This window comes from Streptomyces sp. KLMMK (assembly GCF_036961605.1).
Classification (GTDB): domain Bacteria; phylum Actinomycetota; class Actinomycetes; order Streptomycetales; family Streptomycetaceae; genus Streptomyces; species Streptomyces telluris.
The window spans coordinates 1-5,456 of the sequence record NZ_JBAMDC010000420.1; the positions used below are offsets into that span (position 1 = coordinate 1).

Below are 5,456 nucleotides of genomic sequence, written 5' to 3' on the forward strand. Positions count from 1 at the left end.
TAGCGGTGGTCTGTCGTACGGGGCAGTAGAGATCGAGAGGTCTGCCGGTGGAGACGGTGTTGAGCAGGGCCTGGAGCTCTGAGGGCGCGGACTTCCTCAACCATGCCCGCCAGTAGCGTTGCAGCGTGCTCCAGGGCGTCCGCCAGCCATGGACGGCGGGCGGCCTGGGGCCAGCAGGCCGTTTGGGGCTGCTGCGACGGAGGGTTCCCCCTCTCTGGGCGGTCCGCGGCCGGGGCCGGTTCCTGTTCCGCGGGTGGTAGGGGGCAAACCAGGTGTCCCGGCAGAACGAGAATGCGGTGTTAACCAGGGTCTGGTGTCAGCGGATGGCGGTGTCGGTGCGGACCTGGAAGTCGGCCCAGCCTAGTTCGTCCTTGACCTGCCTATAGCTCTGCTTGATCCAATGCCTCAGCCCGTAGATCCGTACAATCTCGGCAAGTCTGACGGGTGCGTAAGGGCTGTCGGCAAAGCGCGGGGAGCCGGGACGGGGCAGGTCGGTGGCCGGGCACCAGGTCGCTTTCTCGGGCAGGGTGGCCGGGTCGGCGGTGGCCACGACCAGGCGGACGTTTCCGTCCGGGCTCCACCATCCGAGCCGGGCCTCGGCAGCCCACCAGGTGGCGGTGTGCCCGTCGCGGAAGGTACGCTCGATTGGTGACCAGTCCCCGGGATGGTCTGGGCTCTCCCAGGTCAGCAGGGGGGTGGCATCGACAGGCGTGTGGGCGTTTGCTCGGTAGGCCCAGGTGGTGCCGTGGTGCGGTTTGAGGGCCATTACGAACGGCAGGCTGGCGGTGTGCAGGTCGGCGCGGAAGCTGTCCTGGTCAGTTGATGGAGTCGACGGCGACTGCCCTGAACACCAGCCCGGCTGCGATCTTCAGCTTGGTGCGGAAGCCCGAATCGTTGTTCCCTTTCGGGAAGTGGTGGGCTGGGGTGTGGGGGATGGCGTGCAGCGGGTAGTAGACGCGTTCGTCCGCCCAGCAGGTCGTCACGGTGACCACACCACGGTCGATCTTTCCGACCGAGCCCAGGTACTGCTGGCCCACGTGCGCGATCGCCATCCCGTCCTGCGGTCACCGGAATCATCGATCTCCAGCACCCCCACCCGGGTGCGGGGCGGTCGCCGGGTCGGCCAGCAGCAGCTCAATCCGCCGGTAATCGTTGATCTTCTCGTGGTCCCAGGTCGACTCCGACAGGAAGAACTGCAGCCGCTGCACCGCCCGGTGCTGAGCACCGGCGACGGGCTCTGCCCCGCTGGGTTCCTCGTGCCCCCGGACCGTCCGATGGTGGGGTGTGGCCCTCGGACCGCGGGATCGCGTATCGAGGAGCCGTCCGGGATCCCGGTCCGAGTCGTCGAGCACGAAGTGGCCAACCGTGAAGGCAATCCCGACTGGCCCTCACCCGGTCTCCGCGAAGCTCTGGTGGTCTGGGACAGGGCGATTTCGTCATCGTTGACGGGACACGGGATCCCGACCGATCGGATCGCCGCGGACAAGCCGTACACCGGGAACACGGCACAGGACTGTCCGACCACACACGCGTGAACAGCACGCAGAACGCGATTTCCGCCCCCTTCGTGCCGACGTCGACCTTTATCCGGTGTGAGCGACGCCGATGGGGAGGCCGCAATCCAGCGTGCGGTCGACGTCAGCGAGCTCTTTGGCAACCGCGGGTGCCCATGTCGCCCTGGCTGTTCGCGCTGGTCGTCGGGCTCGCGCTCGCTGTGATGATGCTCGTCGAGCCCCACTTGCAGCGCCGGATGTGGTGGACGATCTGTGGGGCGCACTCCTGATAGGGCTGAGCGTCGTGGCGCCGATCATGCTTGCCATGGTGTGACGACCGCCCCTATGACAAGGACTGACGCGGCAGAACTGTGCACGTCCGTACGAGGGGTACCCGGTGCACCGGGCACCCCTCGTGACTTAAATCGTTTTGTACTGATAGCCGCATATCGCAACAGGGTTATTGATATGAGAAGATTTGATATTCGCTTTACACGCCCTAAAGATTGGCTCAATTGTCACATGGACCCAGTCATGGTCCAGATATAGAATATTACAGCACGCGAGCCATCCAACGTAGACTCCGCCCTGGAATCTCAAATCGCAGGATCCGGCATACCCTTTATCGATAGTATAGCTGATTGTGTCGGTGAAATCTTCTCCGTCGGTCCACGACTCATCCTCTGTTGAGGTATAGCTGAATGAACCGTTAAACATTCCGCCCTTACTTCCGAATTTACTCATCAGGGAGAGTGAAATATTTGCACTCCATCCCCACGTCTTGGCGTAGGACTTCGTGTGAGAGAAAGTGGTCGTATGTGAGTATGAGCCCGACATTCCCAGCGGGTAGCCTTCATTTTCGATTCTGGAGTATGACTTGATGACGGGTTCACGTTCAATCAATTTTACGGCGAACATGTCGAAATGGCGATCCGAGTGAACAGTATTGGAATTCCAGCCTTCATGAGGCCAGTTATCTCCATCCATAATGCTACCGTCAACGTCAACATCAAAAAAATGTGCGCCATGGTAGGGTTGCCATTTCCATTTGTTGGCCAGCTTCTCGATGCAGGCCGCTGCGGCTGCCGACGGAGTGAAATGCGGAAGCACGTCCTGAACTCTTACGGGCTTCAGAGCCTCCGGAAAACTTTTCTTCACAATAAGCTCATCGATGGTGATTTTCGAGACGAAGTCCGGCTGAGGTGGAAAATTCACAGAGGTCATTGCACTCTCCCAGTTGTGTAGAGTGTCATGAGGTGCGCGGCAACCGTTAATGGTCGACTCTGACTCATCGCAACGGATCTCACGTGCGACGGAAAGATCAGAAAGAATAGCCGCTAGTACTAAGCCCAGCCTACTCCAGGTTTAACCAGTAGACGACCTGTGTGGTTTGCACTCGTTGCAGCCGCCGGTGTGCACGACACCGCCACGCTTGGGAGTACCGCCGCCGGGGCGATCTTGCGTGTCCGACAAGCAGGTGACCAGCTCGCGGTCCAGTGCTCCGTGTCCTTGGACGTACCAACCAGTGAGCCTTTTCAGTATGGCCACTGATCGGGTGACGGGATCGGTGCCCGCAACGCACGAGGCTCCCGTGCCGTTGGGGGAGGTGTTCGAATTCTTAACCCATAGGCACAGGAGCCGCGTTGGTTCCGTACTCTGCCGCACTCGACCTGCCCCATGCCCTGGTCGAGTGGGTCACCATGCTCATCGTCACCCGTGAGGGTGACCGTCGCTGCAAGCTCCCACCGCACCAGCGTGCCCTGATCGGCCTGGTGTACCTGTGCTGGCACGACACCCTCGCGCAACTCGCCGCCGGTTTCGGCATCTCCCTGGGCACCGCCCACGCCTACACGACAGCCGCCGTCGACGTGCTCGCCGATCGCGCCCCTGGCCGGCTGCGCGCCCTGCGCGAAGCCGGCCCAGACTACGTCTTGCCCGACGGCACCCTGGCCGAGTGCGACCGGGTCGGCGACAGCCGGGCCAGCTACTCTCACAAGCACCGCCGACACGGGAAACGTGCAGGTGGTGACCGACCCGGTCGGGCGGCTGCTGTGGCTCTCTCCGACGCTGCCAGGTCGCGTGCACGATCCTCACTGCGGCCCGCGTCCACTGGATTATCCGGCTCTGTGAACGCCAGGGGATTCCCGTCCTCGCCGACCGCGCCTACATGGGAGCCGGCCCGTGGGTGACGACACCGCTCCGACGCCCGCCAGGACGCGACCTCACACCGACCCAGCAAACCGTCAACCGCGCGCTGTCCACAGCACGGGCACCGGTCGAGCGCGGTGCCGTACGACTAAGTCCTGACGGATCTTCCGTAAGCCCCGGTGCAGCCCGAATCGAATGTCGTCCGCACCCGTCCTCACTCTGGAGCGGCAACGCTGAAAGAGCTCAGTGTCTAGGAGATCCCAAGTGGCGATCTCCGGTTCCCCGGCATAACCTGATATAGGCATTTCCATCGGCATGAATAGGGGCAGATCGTGACAGGAAAGCAAGATTTCCCTCCTGACTATGACTTCAAGAGTCAAATTACACTTCGAGAAAGTATAAAGAAGCTCGAATGGCCCTGGAAGTTGGATTCGATAGGATTGGGCGAGGCCAACTACTGGTACCCACTCGATAAAGCAAAGGCCGACGTCAAGGAATGGCTCAAGAAGGAGAAGGGCAGGGACTATGCTGCTACTTGGATAGATATTCACAAATGGGGCAAGTGGTCTCCTCAGTTGTGCGAAGCAAGCGGATTTATCGGGATTCTGACTGAGAGAGAGCCTGTAATAGGATCCCTGTCGAGGACATCAAACCCTCCGGGCGCTGACCCCATCATGAAGACGTACACCTCAACAAAGACTTACAATGAAACAAAAACCATCTCCGACAGCTGGGGCGTATCGGTTAACATGGATCTCCAATTCGGCCAGTTCAACCAAACTGGGGGTGGCAACAATAAGAGCGGGAATGCGTCTTTCAATTACACACACGATGTCAGCACCAGCGTTACGCACGGGCACGACGAGTCGGATAGCACCATGTGGAACATCAGGCCAGGCATGGCGGGAACGTGTGACATCAGATTCCAAGGTGGTCGCTACGTCGGCTATGCCCTCGGGATTGCAGAGCATGTCGTAGCTATGTTCGGCTGTGCCGGGTTTATTCAGAGCGAAATCATAAACAATGATCAAGCCCTATACCCGTACAGTCACCCCTTTGATCCGAATGGTGGAAAACTCGATGAGCTGAACCTGCTCAACGTGACCTCCGATGCCGCCTCGCCAGTTGAGGTCCAGGCCCTCAAGGACGGGGCGCCGGCCCCCGGGGCAAGTGTGCATTTCGAGCTCCCTCTGACGAGCGGGACGCGATTTGTTATGCCCGATGGCAGGCATTCATGCACAGCGACGTGTACGGCAAACAGCAAGGGTGTAGCCACTGCGCCGTCGCTCATCGTATTCGATTCCGAAGAAACTAATGTCACAGTATCGGCGGCAGATCGCCCTGACATCAGAGCCATAGAAGTCCCCTTGGGGCTTGCGCCCACCGTCTCCGCTCCTTCAGAAATAGCGGCGGCTCCATGGGAGCTCGTCCAGAAGTACCGCGATCCCGAATAATTGACACCGCATCCAAAAACTGAGCGCCAACGACAAGAGTTGCCCGTCGGCAGCGGATCACCTGGGGCCGCTTTACACCATCGAGGTCGACTTTCTCGACGACGCCGACACGCTGGCAGACCAGGACATCTGCCAGCGTGCGGTCACGACCCCGTCGATAGCTCTGGCGCCAGCACGGTCAGCAGCCGTAGGCGTCCAAGATCTTCCGGGACGCCGAGTCCGCGGGCTCAAGGTGGGCAAGGCCTCCGTTGACGGCGTTGTCCAGCTGCAGGGGTGGGCGGCACTCCGTCCTGGAGTGGCTTGATGGTCATCCGGCTGTGGTCGCGGCCCGAGAAGGTGGTCTGGCAGCCGTGTGCTCCTA

At 60.8% G+C, this 5,456-nt stretch carries 2 protein-coding genes and 2 pseudogenes; 2 read left to right on the plus strand and 2 right to left on the minus strand.

Annotated features, from left to right (window positions below; genetic code table 11):
- Together V7793_RS38310 and V7793_RS32680 are read right to left on the minus strand one after the other, a co-directional pair.
- Nucleotides 1-1,247: pseudogene (locus tag V7793_RS38310) on the minus strand (IS701 family transposase); the annotation flags it as partial.
- 666 nt (nucleotides 1,248-1,913) lie between these two features.
- Nucleotides 1,914-2,717 carry a hypothetical protein gene (locus V7793_RS32680; protein ID WP_336013328.1) on the minus strand — a complete coding sequence of 268 codons (804 nt, stop codon included), beginning with the start codon at nucleotides 2,715-2,717 and terminating at the stop codon, nucleotides 1,914-1,916.
- Nucleotides 2,718-3,136: 419 nt separating this feature from the next.
- On the opposite strand from V7793_RS32680, the pseudogene V7793_RS32685 reads away from it, so the two are divergent.
- Both V7793_RS32685 and V7793_RS32690 read left to right on the plus strand, forming a co-directional pair.
- Nucleotides 3,137-3,878: pseudogene (locus V7793_RS32685) on the plus strand (transposase family protein).
- A 95-nt stretch (nucleotides 3,879-3,973) separates the two neighbouring features.
- Complete coding sequence (locus tag V7793_RS32690; RefSeq protein WP_336013329.1) at nucleotides 3,974-5,095, plus strand: hypothetical protein; 1,122 nt, start codon at nucleotides 3,974-3,976, stop codon at nucleotides 5,093-5,095.
- Nucleotides 5,096-5,456: the final 361 nt, after the last annotated feature.

What these genes read in the sequence shown, in the direction of transcription:
- V7793_RS32680 (WP_336013328.1), bottom strand. Translation starts at nt 2,717, where the DNA reads ATGACCTCTGTGAATTTTCCACCTCAGCCGGACTTCGTCTCGAAAATC.